General features: G+C 63.2%; 15 protein-coding genes. 2 read left to right on the forward strand and 13 right to left on the reverse strand.

Annotation, left to right across the window (positions count from 1 at the left end):
* Positions 1-18 precede the first annotated feature (18 nt).
* Positions 19-789 (forward strand): serine O-acetyltransferase, encoded by a 771-nt coding sequence (gene cysE / locus WJU18_RS13660; RefSeq protein WP_423460578.1) that lies wholly within the window; start codon positions 19-21, stop codon positions 787-789.
* A 23-nt stretch (positions 790-812) separates the two neighbouring features.
* Here the strand turns inward: cysE and mog are convergent, their stop codons facing one another.
* Both mog and yjgA read right to left on the reverse strand, forming a co-directional pair.
* Entirely contained in the window at positions 813-1,409 is a 597-nt protein-coding gene (gene mog / locus WJU18_RS13665; protein ID WP_423460579.1) for a molybdopterin adenylyltransferase, read from the reverse strand.
* A complete protein-coding gene (gene yjgA, locus WJU18_RS13670; RefSeq protein WP_423460580.1) occupies positions 1,406-2,092 on the reverse strand; it encodes a ribosome biogenesis factor YjgA in 687 nt (228 codons plus the stop codon). The genes mog and yjgA overlap by 4 nt, the downstream gene beginning before the upstream one ends.
* Before the next feature lie 81 nt (positions 2,093-2,173).
* On the opposite strand from yjgA, the gene pmbA reads away from it, so the two are divergent.
* Entirely contained in the window at positions 2,174-3,556 is a 1,383-nt protein-coding gene (pmbA, locus tag WJU18_RS13675; protein WP_423460581.1) for a metalloprotease PmbA, read from the forward strand.
* A 97-nt stretch (positions 3,557-3,653) separates the two neighbouring features.
* Here pmbA and WJU18_RS13680 read toward each other — a convergent pair whose 3' ends face one another.
* The 11 genes from WJU18_RS13680 to WJU18_RS13730 form a co-directional block, all read right to left on the reverse strand.
* Positions 3,654-5,621, reverse strand: coding sequence for a DUF6600 domain-containing protein (locus WJU18_RS13680; protein ID WP_423460582.1), 1,968 nt, complete (start codon positions 5,619-5,621; stop codon positions 3,654-3,656).
* Positions 5,622-5,941: 320 nt separating this feature from the next.
* Positions 5,942-6,517 carry a TonB-dependent receptor domain-containing protein gene (locus WJU18_RS13685; protein WP_423460583.1) on the reverse strand — a complete coding sequence of 192 codons (576 nt, stop codon included), beginning with the start codon at positions 6,515-6,517 and terminating at the stop codon, positions 5,942-5,944.
* Positions 6,487-7,467 carry a hypothetical protein gene (locus WJU18_RS13690; protein ID WP_423460584.1) on the reverse strand — a complete coding sequence of 327 codons (981 nt, stop codon included), beginning with the start codon at positions 7,465-7,467 and terminating at the stop codon, positions 6,487-6,489. The genes WJU18_RS13685 and WJU18_RS13690 overlap by 31 nt, the downstream gene beginning before the upstream one ends.
* A complete protein-coding gene (locus WJU18_RS13695) occupies positions 7,389-9,626 on the reverse strand; it encodes a FecR domain-containing protein (RefSeq protein ID WP_423460585.1) in 2,238 nt (745 codons plus the stop codon). The genes WJU18_RS13690 and WJU18_RS13695 overlap by 79 nt, the downstream gene beginning before the upstream one ends.
* Before the next feature lie 7 nt (positions 9,627-9,633).
* Positions 9,634-10,137, reverse strand: coding sequence for a sigma-70 family RNA polymerase sigma factor (locus WJU18_RS13700; RefSeq protein ID WP_423460586.1), 504 nt, complete (start codon positions 10,135-10,137; stop codon positions 9,634-9,636).
* Between the two features lie 131 nt (positions 10,138-10,268).
* The gene (locus WJU18_RS13705; protein WP_423460587.1) at positions 10,269-10,715 is read right to left on the reverse strand and encodes a GatB/YqeY domain-containing protein; all 447 of its coding nucleotides are present in this window, start codon (positions 10,713-10,715) and stop codon (positions 10,269-10,271) included.
* A 92-nt stretch (positions 10,716-10,807) separates the two neighbouring features.
* Positions 10,808-11,020, reverse strand: a complete 213-nt coding sequence (gene rpsU, locus WJU18_RS13710) for a 30S ribosomal protein S21 (protein WP_007833691.1) — start codon at positions 11,018-11,020, stop codon at positions 10,808-10,810.
* A gap of 168 nt (positions 11,021-11,188) precedes the next feature.
* Entirely contained in the window at positions 11,189-12,466 is a 1,278-nt protein-coding gene (locus tag WJU18_RS13715) for an NAD(P)/FAD-dependent oxidoreductase (RefSeq protein WP_423460588.1), read from the reverse strand.
* Positions 12,466-13,263, reverse strand: a complete 798-nt coding sequence (cobA, locus tag WJU18_RS13720) for a uroporphyrinogen-III C-methyltransferase (protein ID WP_423460589.1) — start codon at positions 13,261-13,263, stop codon at positions 12,466-12,468. The genes WJU18_RS13715 and cobA overlap by 1 nt, the downstream gene beginning before the upstream one ends.
* Before the next feature lie 14 nt (positions 13,264-13,277).
* The gene (gene ybiB / locus WJU18_RS13725) at positions 13,278-14,192 is read right to left on the reverse strand and encodes a DNA-binding protein YbiB (RefSeq protein ID WP_423460590.1); all 915 of its coding nucleotides are present in this window, start codon (positions 14,190-14,192) and stop codon (positions 13,278-13,280) included.
* 48 nt (positions 14,193-14,240) lie between these two features.
* A complete protein-coding gene (locus WJU18_RS13730; RefSeq protein WP_423460591.1) occupies positions 14,241-14,573 on the reverse strand; it encodes a thioredoxin family protein in 333 nt (110 codons plus the stop codon).
* Positions 14,574-14,633: the final 60 nt, after the last annotated feature.

Here is a 14,633-nt window from a genome sequence, read left to right on the forward strand (position 1 = left end):
CGGCTAGACTTCGCGACCATGTTCCACCGCATTCGCTCCTATTCCCGCGCCATTCTTGATCGCGATCCTGCCGCGCGCAGCGTGTGGGACGTCATTTTTTCCTATCCCGGCTTTCATGCGCTGGTGCTGCACCGGATTGCCCATCCCTTGTGGGGGCGTGGCTGGACGTGGCTGGCACGCTGGATTTCTCACTGGGGACGTTTCCTGACAGGCATCGAGATTCACCCGGGCGCCAAGATCGGGGAGCGCGTGTTCATCGACCATGGCATGGGTGTCGTGATTGGCGAAACAGCGGAAATCGGTGACGACTGCACGATCTACCAGGGCGTGACGCTGGGCGGCACCTCGCTCACCAAGGGCAGCAAACGCCATCCTACGCTGGGCAAGGGAGTGATCGTGGGCGCCAATTCGCAGGTGCTGGGAGGGTTCACGGTGGGAGACGGGGCCAAGATCGGCTCTTCCGCGGTAGTGACCAAGCCTGTGCCGGCAGGTGCTACGGCTGTTGGGAACCCGGCGCGCATCATTCATGCCGAAAGCGATGCCAAACGGGAGGAGGCCGCGGCCAAAATGGGCTTCTCGGCCTACGGCGTGACCCAAAGTGACGATCCGCTGAGCCAGGCGCTGCGGGGCTTGATCGACGGCACCGCCACGCACGATCATCAGATCACGCTGCTATGGCAAGCGGTGGAGAAGCTGGCCTGCAAGCTCGATCCCAATTGCGTGCCCGAGAGCGCGGCACGCGAGGAATCCTTCGAGGCTGACAAATACAACCAACTGGTAGGCAAATAACCAGTTGGTGCGGGGGCGGAGGCTCAGGAGGGCCGGGGGCGCTGGGCGTTCTTCGGCCTGAATGCCTTGCAGACCGCGTCATTCGTTTCCAGGTAGGGCCCGCCGATCAGATCGATGCAGTAGGGGACGGCCGCAAAGATGCCGTGCACCTGGGGCTTACCCTCACCATCCTTCAGGCCTTCCAGCGTTTCCGCGATCGCCTTGGGTTGGCCGGGCAGGTTGATGATGAGCGTTTGGCCGCGAATGACCGCCACTTGGCGCGAGAGGATCGCCGTGGGCACGAAGGCCAGGCTGATCTGGCGCATCTGCTCACCGAAACCGGGCATTTCCTTGTCGGCCACGGCCAGGGTGGCTTCGGGGGTCACGTCGCGCGGTGCGGGGCCGGTGCCACCAGTGGTGAGCACCAGGGAGCAGCCTGCATCGGTCAATTCGATCAAGGTCTGGCTGATACGGTCTTTCTCGTCAGGGATCAGGCGGGATTCGAAAGTGATCGGGTTCTGGACCGCCTTGGCCAGCCAGTCGCGCAAGGCGGGAAGGCCCAGGTCCTGATAAGTGCCGCTGGAGGCGCGGTCGCTGATGGAGACGACGCCGATGGTGATGGGATCCAGTGCGTTACTCATGGTGCAGGACTGTCGCCGGAGGTGTCAGGTGAATCAGCGGTTTCGCCGGAAGGGGCGTCTTCGGCGGCGCTCAGTTGATGGCGCACGAGCTGGAACAGCTCGCGCCACGCGCGGCCTTTGCGCGGTGCCAACCCTTTGGATTCGGCTGCGTTCGCTTCGGCCGGGGCGGGGGCGTCTTTGCGGGCCTGGCGCACCAGTGCGCGCAGCTGCTGCGAATCAGTTTCGGGGAACTGCGCAATCCAGGCCGCCACGGCGGTATCGTCATTCACCAGTCGTTCGCGCCAGTTTTCGGCGGTGTGCAGCAGAAGGGTTTCCTTGGCGGAACCTTTGCGCTGCTCCTCCAGGGCGGCGCGAATGGCGTCGACCGTGTCGTCCTCGAGCTTGCGCATCAGTTTGCCGACGAACTGGCTTTGCCGGCGCCGGCCTTCGAAGTTGTTGATGCGTTTGAGGTCCGCCAGTGCCTCGATCAGTTTGGCGGGCAGCTCCAGCGCCTCGAACAGATCGGTGCGCAGGCCGAGCAAATCCTCTCCCAGGCCCTGCAGTTCGCTGCTTTGGGCCTTCAGTTCGGTCTTGCTCGGCTCGTCCCCGCCTTTCAGTTCTCGTTTGAGTTCAAGGTCGAGTTCGCTGCCTTCAGCGACAAAATGGCCACGTACATAGTAGCCTTTCTTGGGTTTGCGGGACATGAAATAGGACCATGCGCGATGGTGCGCATGATGTCAATAGTAATTAGTGGGGAGTTGGCGGCAAGTATGATAGCCGCCACCATGAATCAAACTTCTTCAGGCACCGACCGGGGTGCCGAATCCGGTTTCAGTTATTCGCGCGCTTTCTTCGAGGATCTGGTCGATACCGCCATCGGGCACGCCAAGAAATTGGGTGCCACCAACGCGGGTGCCGAGGCCTCGGAGGGTGCGGGTCTTTCGGTCAGTGTGCGCAAGGGCGATCTGGAAAACGTGGAACGCAACCGGGACAAGTCGCTCGGGGTGACAGTTTACGTGGGCCAGCGGCGGGGCAATGCCAGTACTTCGGATTTCTCGCGCGCGGCGATCGAGCAGACGGTGCAGGCAGCCTACGATATTGCCCGCTTCACGGCGGAGGATCCGGTGGCCGGCCTGCCCGATGAGGCTGACATCGCCACCGAGCATCCAGATCTGGAGCTGTTCCACCCCTGGGCCGTGACCAGCGAGGAGGCCGCGCAGATCGCGCTGGCCTGCGAGCGCGCCGCCTTTGCCACCAGCAAGCGCATCACCAATAGCGAAGGCGCCGCCGTGTCGGCGCAGCAAAGCCACTTCTTCAGCGCCCATACACACGGTTTTCGCGGCGGCTATGCCAGTTCGCGCCATAGCATCTCAGTCGCTCCGATCGCTGGCAAGGGCGCTGGCATGCAGCGTGACTACTGGTACAGCTCCATGCGTGACGCACGCGATCTGGCCAGCCCGGAGGCCGTGGGCCGCTATGCGGCGGAGCGGGCGCTGAGCCGCCTGAACAGCCGGAAGATTCCCACTTGCGAGGTGCCCGTGTTGTTTGAGTCGCCGCTGGCGGCGGGGCTGCTGGGCAGTTTTGCGCAGGCGGTGAGTGGTGGCGCGCTGTACCGCAAGGCCACGTTCCTGGTGGATTCCCTGGGCAAGCGGATTTTTCCGAAGCACATCGATATTGCCGAGGACCCATTTGTCCGCGGCGGCAAGGGTTCGTCGCCGTTCGACGACGAAGGTGTGTGCGTGCGGGCGCGCAAGGTAGTGAATGCGGGCAAGGTGGAAGGCTACTTCCTGACGACGTATTCGGCCCGCAAGCTGGGCATGAAAACCACCGGCAATGCCGGCGGCTCGCACAACCTGAGCCTGACATCCCGGCTGACGCAGCCTGGGGATGATCTTGACGCCATGCTGAAAAAGCTCGGTACAGGCCTTTTCGTGATCGAGCTGATGGGGCAGGGCGTGAACTACGTGACGGGCGACTATTCGCGCGGGGCCAGCGGCTTCTGGGTGGAAAACGGCCGTATCGCGTTCCCGGTGCAGGAAATCACCATCGCCGGCAACCTGCGTGACATGTTCGCGGGCATCGCGGCAGTGGGGGCCGACGCCTATAACTACGGTGCCAAGACAGTGGGTTCGCTGCTGATCGACCGGATGAAGGTGGCTGGGAGCTAAGAACTAAGGGTTAAACGCCAGGAGCCGTTTAGCTCCCTCTCCCGCCTGGGAGAGAGGGCAGGGGTGAGGGAAAGCAGCGCTAGCTCACAACTGCCGCTCAGTTGAAACCTTCGTGGTACCTCGGGCCAAGCTGGCGTTGCTCGCGGCCGCGTTGTTCTTCACGCTGCATGGGCTGAGCGCGCTGCTGCTGTTGTTGGCGCTGTTGTTCGACCTGCTGCTGCCGCTGTTGCTGTTGTTGCTCGAACTGCTGCCGCTGCTGCATTTGTTGCTGCCGCCACTGGTTCTGCTGCTGGGCAGCTTGCTGCCGTTGTTGTTCCGCCCGTTGCTGTTGCTCACGGTGCTGCTGAGCCTGCTGCTCCCGCTGCACGGCGCGTTGCTGTTCCATCAATTGCTGCTGCTGGGCAGCCTGCCGTTGCTGCTGTTCCATTCTTTGCTGTTGGTCGCGGCGCTGCTGCTCCTGTTCGCGCTGCTGCTCCATCATCTGCTGCCGTTGAATCCGTTGCGGTTGCGTGGGTTGCCCCCATTCATCCCGCTGCTGCGCGTCCCGTTGCCGCTCATTCACCTGCGGCCGCTGAATCTGTTGGGACTGTGTGGGGTGACCCCACTCGTCCCGCCGTTGGGCGTCGCGTGGTTGCTCGTTCACTTGCGGCCGTTGATTCCGCTGAGGTTGGGCTGGCTGTCCCCACTCATCCCGCCGCTGTGCATCGCGTTGCTGGTCGATCAGCTGAGGCCGCTGATTCCGTTGAGGTTGCTCCAGATGCCCCCATTCATCACGCCGTTGAGCGTCGCGCTCTGGGAAGCGGCCTGATGGTGGCTGAATGGGCTGTTGGCCGCGCGGCGGGCTGCCGGCGTGATCGGCGCCGAGGAATGGGCGGTTGCCACCGGTGTTGCGGTCTGAGCCTGGCATGGGATTGGGGCGCGGGGGTGGCGGTACCACTCGCGTGCCCGCCCATTGGCTTGGAGGCAATTGGGTGCCATTGGTATAACGCGGGCGCCGGCCCTCCCCAGGACGGAATTGATCGCGCGACACGGCTGTGATGGCGCTGGGATGGCGTTGGAAGAAATACGACCTGTCCGGTCCCGGAGCGCGCGCGTTGGCCCATGGGTTCAGGGCATGCCGATAGCGTTGGCTGGCGCGATAGTGGGGCTCCCAGTATTCGCCGGGGGCAAGCGGGAACCATGCCGTGCCGGGGCCGCTCGAGCCCAGTGAAATACCCCAACTGGTCCCGCTGCCGGTACTGCCCACGAACCCGACCAGTGCGGGGGCATAGACCGGCCGCCGCACCACCGGGCCGGGCACCCAGGCCCAACGAGGGCCGATCTGCGCCCAGCGGCCGTAATGGAAAGGAGCAAAACCCCAGGGCGCGTCATCCACCCAGGTCCAGCCCCAAGGATCGACCCAGGTCCATTGGCCGTAGCGGTAAGGTGCCCAACTTTCCACGGCAACCCGGGGATACCAGACGGCGCCGTAGGTGGTGTCTTGTGACCAGTCGCCGTAGGCATCCAGTTGCTGGTAGCCAGGCGTGCCGGGGGAGACGTACCGTGCTGAAGCCGAGCGGTCGGCTTGCGCATCGCGCGAGGCGGCCCATTGGTCGAAGGCGTCTGGGTAGCCAGAGGCGCCCCTTGAGACGATGTTGAGCCCACGGCCGGAAAACACTGCTTGCTCACGCGCGCCCAAGGCCACAGACTGGCCGCCGTCGCCATAGACGGTCGCGCTGCCGCTGAGGACCGACACTCGGGTTGTATCGGCCCGCGGGTCAACGTCGAAGCGGTATTCACCCGGCTGGCTGGCCACGAGTGCGATGTTGGGCGTATCAATTTCGAAGCGTTCGCCTGGCTGGAGGTCGCGAACCCGGGTTGAAAGCGTGCCATCGGTCAGTGCCAGGCGGGTGCTGTCGTCGTCCAGCTCGGAGATTTCGAGATCGGATTTACCGGAGAGGCGGAAGGCGGACCAGCCGCTTTGCAATTCGGTTCGGGAGCCGGCTTCTGTCGCCAGGCGCGTTCCTGTGGTGACAGGCATGTTGAGAGGCGCGGGCGTCCAGCTGCCGCGGCCATCGGTGGCCATGACCGCGGTGCCTTCCTGTAGGCTGATATAGGCTACCCGGCCAGGGGGTCTATCTGCTGGGCTTGCTGTGCCCAGGCCCACAGGGGCCCGGCAAGCAGCAGCAAAGCCAGCCAATGGCGGAAGCTGAAACGGATGGCAGGGGCTTGCATGGCGTGAATAAGGGGGCAAGGGGAGGGCACCCACGCGCGTTCGCGCTTTCAGGCGGCTCTTGCCCAGTTTATTCAACGCGGCGGGATGCGAAAAGGTTTGCAGGGAATTCGTTTTCGCTGCAAAGCTTGGCCGTTATTTGAAACAAGATGCGAATGATCGCCGGCACATCGTCAGAAATCCATTGTGGCGGAAACGGTGAATGTGCGGGGGGCGGACAGCACGATGCCGCCCGAGCCGGCGCTGCCCTCCCAATAGCTGCGGTTGGCGACGTTCAGTATGTTCGCCCGAACCGTGACCGGGCGGCCGAACGCGCGCATCCGGTAACGGGCGCCAATATCCCAGCGCGCCCATCCCGGAAGCTGCTGTGTGTTCTGCGCATTCACATACTGCGATCCTGTCAGCAACGCGCGCGTGGTGAGTGTCAGCCCAGGCAGGAACGGCGTATTCCACTCAAAACCTGCGTTACCGATCCAGCGCGGCGCGACGGTGGCATCTTTTCCGTCGTTGTTGCCGTTTTGCGTGCGTACCTGCTTGCCTTGCATGTAGGTCAGGCCGCCGAGGACACGCAAGCCGTGTGCCACTTCGCCGGCTGCGCTGATTTCAATGCCTCGATTGCGCTGCTCTCCATCCATCACATAGCGGTTCCGGTCCGGCGAACTGCCGGGGATCGTGATCGCATTGGGTTGCCGCAGTTCGAAAAGCGCGACAGTCCCGACTACCTGTCCGAAATCCACCTTGAGGCCCACCTCTTTTTGCTTGGTCTTGACGGGGGAAAGGCCTGGCCTGCGTTTTCGGCGTCTGCTGGCGCGGTCATACCAGGGCTGAGCCCTTCTATGTAGTTGGCGTAGAGGGACACATTGGTCCACGGCTTCACAATCAGCCCTACGGCCGGGGAGTTGACGGTCTTTCCATAGCCAGACACCCATTCATTCACCGGCGCGGTGCCAGCATAGTTGTCGACCGTGATCTTTTGTCTTCTCAAGCCGACTGTGAGTTGAATGGCCCCATCGCGCCAGGACATGCTGTCGGAAATGCCCACCGATGACAGCTTGGTCTTGGAGGATTGGCGCGTATCCAGAAAGCCCGAGAAGGGCGCGCCCGTCTGGAAAGGGTTCGGGACGAAAACCGGGTGATACAGGTTCGACGCAAAACCAGCCCATTGCGCGTAAGCGTAGCCCGCGTCGATATCCATCGAGGAGGCTGCCAGATTCAGCTCGTGCACGGCATTCAATGCACCGAACTTCACGCGCGTGCCCAACAGGTAGGATTTTGACTTCGACGACTCGGGGTAGTTGACCGGCGAAGTGGTGGTATCGCCTGCCTGGTTCAGAATGCGAGATTCCGTACGGAAATTCGTGTGATGATGATCTCGGGCGCCAGCGGCGCCGTAGAGCGTCCAGGCGGGTGATACGTCATATTCGGCCTGTACGACGTGGTAATTGTCCTTGTAGGTCCTGCGCTCCCAGTCCTGAACAAATCTGTTTCCGGCTTCTGGCGGCGAAGGAAGCGCGGTCAATGTGGGGGCCAGGCGGTAGCCTACGGTGGCCGCCTTGGCGTCATCGGATTGATAGCCGATATCGAGCGACGCTCGCAGTTGGTCTCCTCGGTAGTCAAGGCCTAGGGCGCCTGCCAGCAGCTTGGCGTTCTGGCCTGACGTGGAGGTGTCGCCATTGCGGTAGATGCCATTGGCGCGCACGCCGAATTGATTTTTTCGCCCCAGCGCCGGCCCAGATCCAGATGGCCGCCCCACTGGGAGTCCGATGCGTAGCTGGCCGTGAAGCGGGTGAGGGGGGTCTCGGCCGCGCGCTTGGGCACCACGTTGATCGCGCCTCCCACGCCGCCGCTGGGCGCCATGCCACTCAGTAGGGCGCTGGGCCCTTTGAGCACTTCGACGCGTTCCACGGTTTCCAGGGAGAGCGTGCCATAGGGCAGGACACCGTAGAGCCCATTGAACGAGATGTCCCGATTGGCCAGGCCGAAGCCGCGCAGAAAGAAATTGTCGCCCCCTCCCACGCTGGTGTTGCGTCCCCGCGAACTCATGCGCACGGCGGGGTCGTTGTCCATTACATCGGCCAGAGTGGCGGCCTGCTGGTTCTCGATAAGGTCGCTGGTGTAGCTGGTGATGTTGAAGGGCGTGTCCATCACGTCCTTGTTGCCAAGCAGCCCGAGCCGTCCTCCCCGCGCGACTTGTCCGCCCGCGTAGGCTTGGGGAAGGTCGCCGGGAGACTCTCTGCGCGCGGTGACCGTGACGGCTTGCAGGCTCGGGGTCCCGGTTTCCTGTGCCGAGAGGGTGGCAGGTTCTTGTTTTGCCACTGACCTGCGCAAGACATACCCTCCGCCGATACTTCGGTGCACCTCCAGGCCTGAGCCGCCGAGCAGAGCCGCGAAGCCGTCTTGTATGCCGAAATGACCCGACAGCCCGCGGCTGGCCTTGCCTGCGGTCAGTGATCCGTCAATGGAGAGGACGATGCCGGCGGTGGATGCGAAGCTGTTCAGCGCCTGGTCGAGGGTGCCGGGAGGGATATCGTAGCGCGAGACACCCGCTTGATGCTGTGGTGCCTGACCCAGCGCTATCGAGGGCATCGTGAGCCCGCTGGCGCCGAAACAGGCGAGGAGCATGGCTTGCACCACCGGCAACGGTGTGCGGCGCCTGTAAAGAGGAGGGGAGCGACGGGCTCGGCGGGAATGCATCAGCTTTCCTTTTCGGTGGTGGTGGCAGCCTTCAAATTTGTGAAGGGTCTTGCCTTGTTTCCCGAACGAAAAAGAAAAAGTGCTACGGTTGCCGGATATTTTTTTCGATGTCTCTGAACTCGCGCGCGCACCCACGGTGACCCAGTAGCGAGTCACCTTCTTGATCCGAACCGGTAGAGCCTGCTCAAGCGTGGCCAAGGCCATATCCGTGTCGTCCACTGAGTAGACGCCTGAGACGATAAGGTCCTGGACCGCCGGATCGCATCGCAGCAAGCCGTTACGGTATCGCCCCAATTCGGCCAGAAAATCTGCCAGGCGCATGCGTTCGGCTATCAGCAGGCCGCGCGTCCAGGCTGTCTCCGCTGCCATAGAGGCCGCTGGCACTTGGACCGCGGTGCTGGAAAATCTGGCGCGCTGGCCAGCATTGAGCCGCGTAGCGCCGGCTGCAGGGTCTAGCGGACGTATCTCCACGGCGCCTTGTTCAACCGCGGTCATCGATTCGCCGCCGAGTTCACGAACAGTGAAGCGTGTCCCGATGGCATGAACAGCCCCTTCTGCCGTGTGTACGGTAAAGGGACGCGAAGTCAGATCTTGCCCGGCTTGAGGATCGGGCGCCGTGGCCACGAACACCTCCCCACTGCGCAGGAATATATTCCGGGCCTGGAGGCTGAATCGCACGTCCAGCGCGGTAGAGGTATTGAGGAGGAGGCGGCTTCCGTCGGGCAGCACGAGTTCGCGCCGCTCACCATGATCGGTTCGGTAATCTGCCATGATCGACTGCCATTGGGGACCTTGGCGTACGGCGTAAGCAGCGGCACCCGCGCCCGCGACAATGCCGATCACGCGCAGCATCGTACGGCGCGAGCTCGTTGCACGCGGTGAGGCGGTTGCGCGCAGGGCGGTACCGCTGCCGGGGCTGGACAGTGACTGCAGCTTGGCATTGGTCCGCTGCACTTTCTCCCAGGCGCCCGCGTGAGCCGGATTTCGTTCCACCCAGCGATCGAACTCTGCACGTTCGTGAGAGGTGATTTCGCCGGACCAGAATGTGACTTGCCACTCCAGCGCCTGTTGCAGGACCGGATCGGCTGCTGGCCCCAAGGGCACATCTGGCGGGCTGGGCGAGCTGGAAAGGCCGGGTCCGGCTGTCGTGGCTCTTTCGGTCATGGCGCTGTCATTTCTCCGCGAGCAACTGGAGCGATTGGGCAGCGCGCAGCATGTATTTGCGAACGGCGCCAAACGAGATGCCCATGCGCTGCGCAATTTCAGAATAGGTCAACCCATCGAGCTGGGAAAGAAGAAATACCTCTCGCACTTTCACAGGCAGAGCATGGAGTACGGCGTCGACCTGCAACAGGTCTTCAAATACCAGGGCGCGCTCTTCCGCCGAGGGGACCAGCGCAGAAGGAAACTGGGCCAGTGCATCCAGGTAGGCTGCTTCAAGCTGACGTCGACGGTGCAGATCAACGACCAGGCCTTTGGCGATCTGCGTGAGGTGCGCACGGGATTGCTCGGATTCGGGCGTGCGTCCGGACACCATCACGCGTAGAAAGGTGTCGTGCGCGAGGTCAGCGGCATCGAATGTATTGCCCAATCTCCGACGCAGCCAACCCTGCAGCCATCGATGGTGGTCGCTATACAACGTGTGTATGCTCAGAGTGGTGTCGCCTGACAGCATCGATATCATTGCCTGACGGGAGGCAATGCTGTTAATGAGAATCGTTCCCATTTTAGGCGACCAGTGAGCCCGTTGCGGAAAGGAGCCTGCCGCCTGGCTCCTTTCTCGTTCCTGAGGGCGCGCGCCGAGCGTTATGCCGCCAATGCTGCCTTCACAGCCGCGGAAACGGCACCCATGTCGGCTTTGCCAGCCAGCCGGGTCTTGACGGCGCCCATCACTTTGCCCATGTCGCCGGGGCCTGTGGCGCCGAGTTCAGCCACGATCGCCTTGACTTCCGCAGTGATTTCATCTGCTGACAGGCGTGCGGGCAGATAGGCCTGGAGCACCTGCATCTCGGCGGCTTCCTGGTCCACCAGATCCTGGCGGCCGGCCTTGGTGAAGGCTTCGATGCTGTCTTTGCGCTGCTTGACGAGCTTGTCGATGATCGAAACGATGGCGGCATCGTCCAGCGTGATGCGCTCGTCCACCTCTTTCTGCTTCATGGCAGCCTGCAGAAGGCGAATGGTGCCCAGGCGGCCGGAATCCTTGGCGCGCATGGCGGTTTTCATGTCTTCGGTGATCTGGTCTTTCAGGCTCATTTCTTTCCTCTTGTGTCTTTTTCGATCTTGCAAAGAACAAAGGCTCGCTGAGCGTCCTCAGCGAGCCTTTGTTCAGGAAGAGTGTGCTCGAATCAGTAGAGCTTCTTCGGCAGTTGCATGCTGCGCACGCGCTTGTAGTGGCGCTTCACGGCAGCTGCTTTCTTGCGCTTGCGCTCGGCAGTCGGCTTCTCGTAGAACTCACGGGCGCGCAGATCGGTCAGCAGGCCCAGTTTCTCAATGGTACGCTTGAAGCGGCGCAGTGCGACGTCAAACGGCTCGTTTTCCTTGACACGGATAGTGGTCATTCTTCAGAAATTTCCAGAAGGTGCGGTCAGAGGGTGAGAAGGAAGATCGGGCCTTCGCGCCATGCACCGCTGATATTGCCCCGCCTTTGACTAGTATTTGGCCGGCAGGGCTATTGCCAGCAAAGCCAAGCATTATAAATGGTTTTTGAGATGCGGGTAACAAGCGGCTCAGCTGACGGTTTTTGAGGGGTGTTCGGAGATGGCCAGGGCACAGGCGTGGGCACTGGCCCAGGCCCACTGGAAGTTGTAGCCTCCCAGCCAGCCCGTGACATCCACCACCTCGCCAATGAAGTAGAGGCCCGGCTGGTTTTTCGCCTCCATGGTTTGCGAGGAGAGATCGCGCGTATCCACGCCCCCCACGGTGACTTCTGCCTTGCGGTAACCCTCGGTGCCAGTCGGCAATACCGACCAGCGTGCCAATTGCTCGGCCAGTTGCAGCAGCGCCTTGTCTCCAGCCTCGTTGATGGGACGCTGCCAGGCTTCGTTCCTCTGAACCCAGGCATCGGCGAGGCGGGCGGGCAACCAGGCCGTCAGTTCGTTGGCGATCAGCTTGCGGGAGCCGCGCGCCTTGGCGGCCAGCAGCTCGGCGGCGAGATCTACCCCCGGCACCAGATCGATGACGATCGGCGTGTCGGATTGCCAATAGCTCGAGATTTGCAGCACGGCGGGGCCTGAGAGGCCGCGGTGCGTGAAAAGCAGGTCTTCGTGGAAGGTGGTGCGGCTTTTCTTTTCACCGGTGCTGATCGCCACCGGCAGAGCCACTCCGGCCAGCGAAGCGTAGGGCGCCCAGGCGTCACCATCGAAGGTGAGTGGCACGAGGCCTGGGCGCGGTTCCTCCACGCGCAGGCCGAACTGGCGCGCCAGCCGCCACCCGAAGTCCGTCGCGCCGATCTTGGGGATCGAGAGCCCGCCGGTGGCCAGCACCAGCGCGGGAGCGCAGGCCTGGCCGCGATCGGTGTCCACCCGATAGCTCCGGGTACCGGCATCGTGCTCCACACGGCTGACCCGGCAGGGTTGCCAACGGTCCACGAGGCCACCATGCGATGGCGCGTCCTCGCATTCAGTGAGCAGCATGTCGATCAGATCCTGCGCCGAACGGTCGCAAAAGAGTTGGCCTTTGTGCTTTTCATGAAAGCCAATGCCATGCTTTTGCATCAGCGCCGTGAAGTCCGAGGGCGTATAGCGCGCCAGGGCTGAGCGGCAAAAATGCGAGTTCCCGCTGAGAAAGTGTTTTTGCGGTGCGGCTGGATCGAGATCGCGGTTGGTGAAGTTGGCGCGCCCTCCGCCGGAGATGCGGATTTTTTCGGCCACGGTAGGAGCATGATCGATCAGCAGGACCTTCAGGCCGCGTTGGCCGGCCTGGGCCGCGCAGAACAAGCCTGCGGCGCCCGCGCCAAGGATGATGGCATCATGAAAAGATCCCTCTGGCAAAGGCGTGAGTCCCATCAGCGAACACGTTCCTGGTGAGGTATTCCGGCAGGCGCTTGCTCCAAGGCACGAACTCCGCGCACCACATCGCCCACCACCATGATGCCGGGGCTGCCGAGGCCGGACCGTTGAAGATCCGGCAGCAGATGGCCCAGGCTGGTGATGCACTGGCGCTGATTGGGCAGGGTGGCGCGTTCCACGATGGCGACCGGCGTTTCTCCTGGCAGCGCCGAGAGCAAGCCCGCCTGGATGCGCGAGGCGCTGCCTATCCCCATGTAGATCACCAGAGTCAGGCGAAGGTCGCGGGCTGAGGCGCCCAGGCGCTCCCAGTCGAGGCCGGGGCCATTTTTCTGCGGATGGCCGGTGACAAACACGACGCCTTGCGCATGTTCCCGGTGCGTGAGCGGTGCCCCCAGACCCGTGATGGCGGCCAGGCCCGCAGTGATCCCGTTGATGACCACCGGTTCAATGCCGGCCGCGCGCAGGCTTTCGACTTCCTCTCCTCCGCGGCCGAAGATGAAGGGGTCGCCGCCCTTGAGCCGGACCACGATTTCTCCGGCTTGAGCCGCTTCCAGCATCAATTGCTCGATCAGCACCTGTGAGGTGCTCTTGCAGCCGCCGCGCTTGCCGACATAGGTGACGCGGGCTTCCGGGCGGGCGTGGGCGAGCACGCCGTCGCTGACCAGATCGTCCACCAGAATCACGCTGGCCGCTTGAATGGCCTTCACCGCCTTGACGGTGAGCAACTCCGGATCGCCTGGGCCGGCGCCGACCAGGGTGACGCTGCCTGGATAGGGGCCTTGGTTGTTTTTCATCATTCGTGCCTTGACTAGCTGCCGAAGGGCAGTGTTTGACAGGCAAGCAGGATCTGCGCCACCTGCCGTGCGACAGGCTCGGGTACCGGCAGTCGGCCGTCAAGCACGCTCTGCGTATAGGCGGCGGTGCTGGCGGCATCGATGGCGGGCAGCTCGGGCAAATTGTTCAAGGAGCCGGTCTGGGCTTCCTGCACCTGCTGCATCTGGCCGCCCAGGAACAGGTCCATGCGGGGCACGCGGCGGGCGTCGGCCACGGGTTCACCTTCGGTGCCGCGGAGCAGCAGGGCTGAGGTGTTCATCAGCTTGAAGGTGGCTGCCATCGAAATGGCGTACTCGGGGTGGGTATAGCTTCCCACCACCAGGCTGGGGCCGGCGCAGGGGTTCATCAGCTTGACGAGGCTGTGCGCCGGATTGCGCAGCCCGATGGCGCGGCGGACGTCCAAAAGGCGCTTGAGGCCAGGCAACAGTCCTTCCGTGGGGATCCAATGCAGGGTGCCGCTGGCAATGGGCGCCGTGGCGGGCTGGGCGTGCATGCCCATGGCTTGCAGCACCGCCCAGGAGGGGACGCGGCTGCTTTCGGTGGCAGTGCCATGCAGCAGCACCGGTAAACCTTCGCGCGCCAGCAAAAGTCCCAGCAAAGGCGTGAGCACGGGCAGCTTGCGCGCGCCGTTGTAACTCGGAAGCACCACTATGGGGCGTTTGCCGGCTTGCACCTTGGTGGTGCGCGTGCCGATGGCGTCGAGAAAACCCGCCATTTCCTCAGGCGTCTCGCCTTTGAGGCGCATGGCGACGCAGAACGCCCCGATCTCGAAGTCACTGCATTGGCCGTCCAGTACCTGGCCGAGCATATCGCTCGCCTGGAGGCGCGTAAGGGGGCGGGCGCCCTGAGCGCCACGGCCGATTTCCCTGAGATAGGTGCTGATTCCCATGTAGTGATTGTGGTTCTGAAGGCTGTGGGGCGGGCCGGGCGCGTGAGGTCAAAGCCCCAGGCTGCGCAGCAAACGCCCGATCTGCGCAGGTTGAGGCAGGACTGGTCCAGCGAAGTGGACCTTGGATGCGTTGCCGATCAGCAGCGTGGGGAAGGTTTCGATATCGATATCACCCAACTCGTCGGCCTCGTTCTCTATGTCGACCCAGCGGAAGGCGATTTGTGGATGCTCCTGCGCAGCTTGCTCGAACCCGGGCTGGAATTCCCGGCAGGTGCCGCACCAGGCCGCGCACAGGCAGACCACGGCGGCATTGGCCGGTGTGGAGGCAAGGGTGCCGGAGAGCAGGGCGCGGAAATCGGCGTTGTCCATGGGTTTGAGCAAGGGTTGGATGCAGTCCGTATTGTGGCCCGGCCGGAGAAGCGGCGGGTGGCCGGGGTTGTA

Origin of the sequence: Ottowia sp. VDI28 (assembly GCF_049532675.1) — a bacterium.
GTDB lineage: Bacteria > Pseudomonadota > Gammaproteobacteria > Burkholderiales > Burkholderiaceae_C > Ottowia.

Coding starts and splice junctions, on each gene's coding strand:
- cysE (WP_423460578.1), top strand. CDS start 19: ATGTTCCACCGCATTCGCTCCTATTCCCGCGCCATTCTTGATCGCGAT.
- mog (WP_423460579.1), bottom strand. CDS start 1,409: ATGAGTAACGCACTGGATCCCATCACCATCGGCGTCGTCTCCATCAGC.
- yjgA (WP_423460580.1), bottom strand. CDS start 2,092: ATGTCCCGCAAACCCAAGAAAGGCTACTATGTACGTGGCCATTTTGTC.
- pmbA (WP_423460581.1), top strand. CDS start 2,174: ATGAATCAAACTTCTTCAGGCACCGACCGGGGTGCCGAATCCGGTTTC.
- WJU18_RS13680 (WP_423460582.1), bottom strand. CDS start 5,621: ATGGCCACCGATGGCCGCGGCAGCTGGACGCCCGCGCCTCTCAACATG.
- WJU18_RS13695 (WP_423460585.1), bottom strand. CDS start 9,626: ATGACCGAAAGAGCCACGACAGCCGGACCCGGCCTTTCCAGCTCGCCC.
- WJU18_RS13700 (WP_423460586.1), bottom strand. CDS start 10,137: ATGCTGTCAGGCGACACCACTCTGAGCATACACACGTTGTATAGCGAC.
- WJU18_RS13705 (WP_423460587.1), bottom strand. CDS start 10,715: ATGAGCCTGAAAGACCAGATCACCGAAGACATGAAAACCGCCATGCGC.
- rpsU (WP_007833691.1), bottom strand. CDS start 11,020: ATGACCACTATCCGTGTCAAGGAAAACGAGCCGTTTGACGTCGCACTG.
- WJU18_RS13715 (WP_423460588.1), bottom strand. CDS start 12,466: ATGGGACTCACGCCTTTGCCAGAGGGATCTTTTCATGATGCCATCATC.
- cobA (WP_423460589.1), bottom strand. CDS start 13,263: ATGAAAAACAACCAAGGCCCCTATCCAGGCAGCGTCACCCTGGTCGGC.
- ybiB (WP_423460590.1), bottom strand. CDS start 14,192: ATGGGAATCAGCACCTATCTCAGGGAAATCGGCCGTGGCGCTCAGGGC.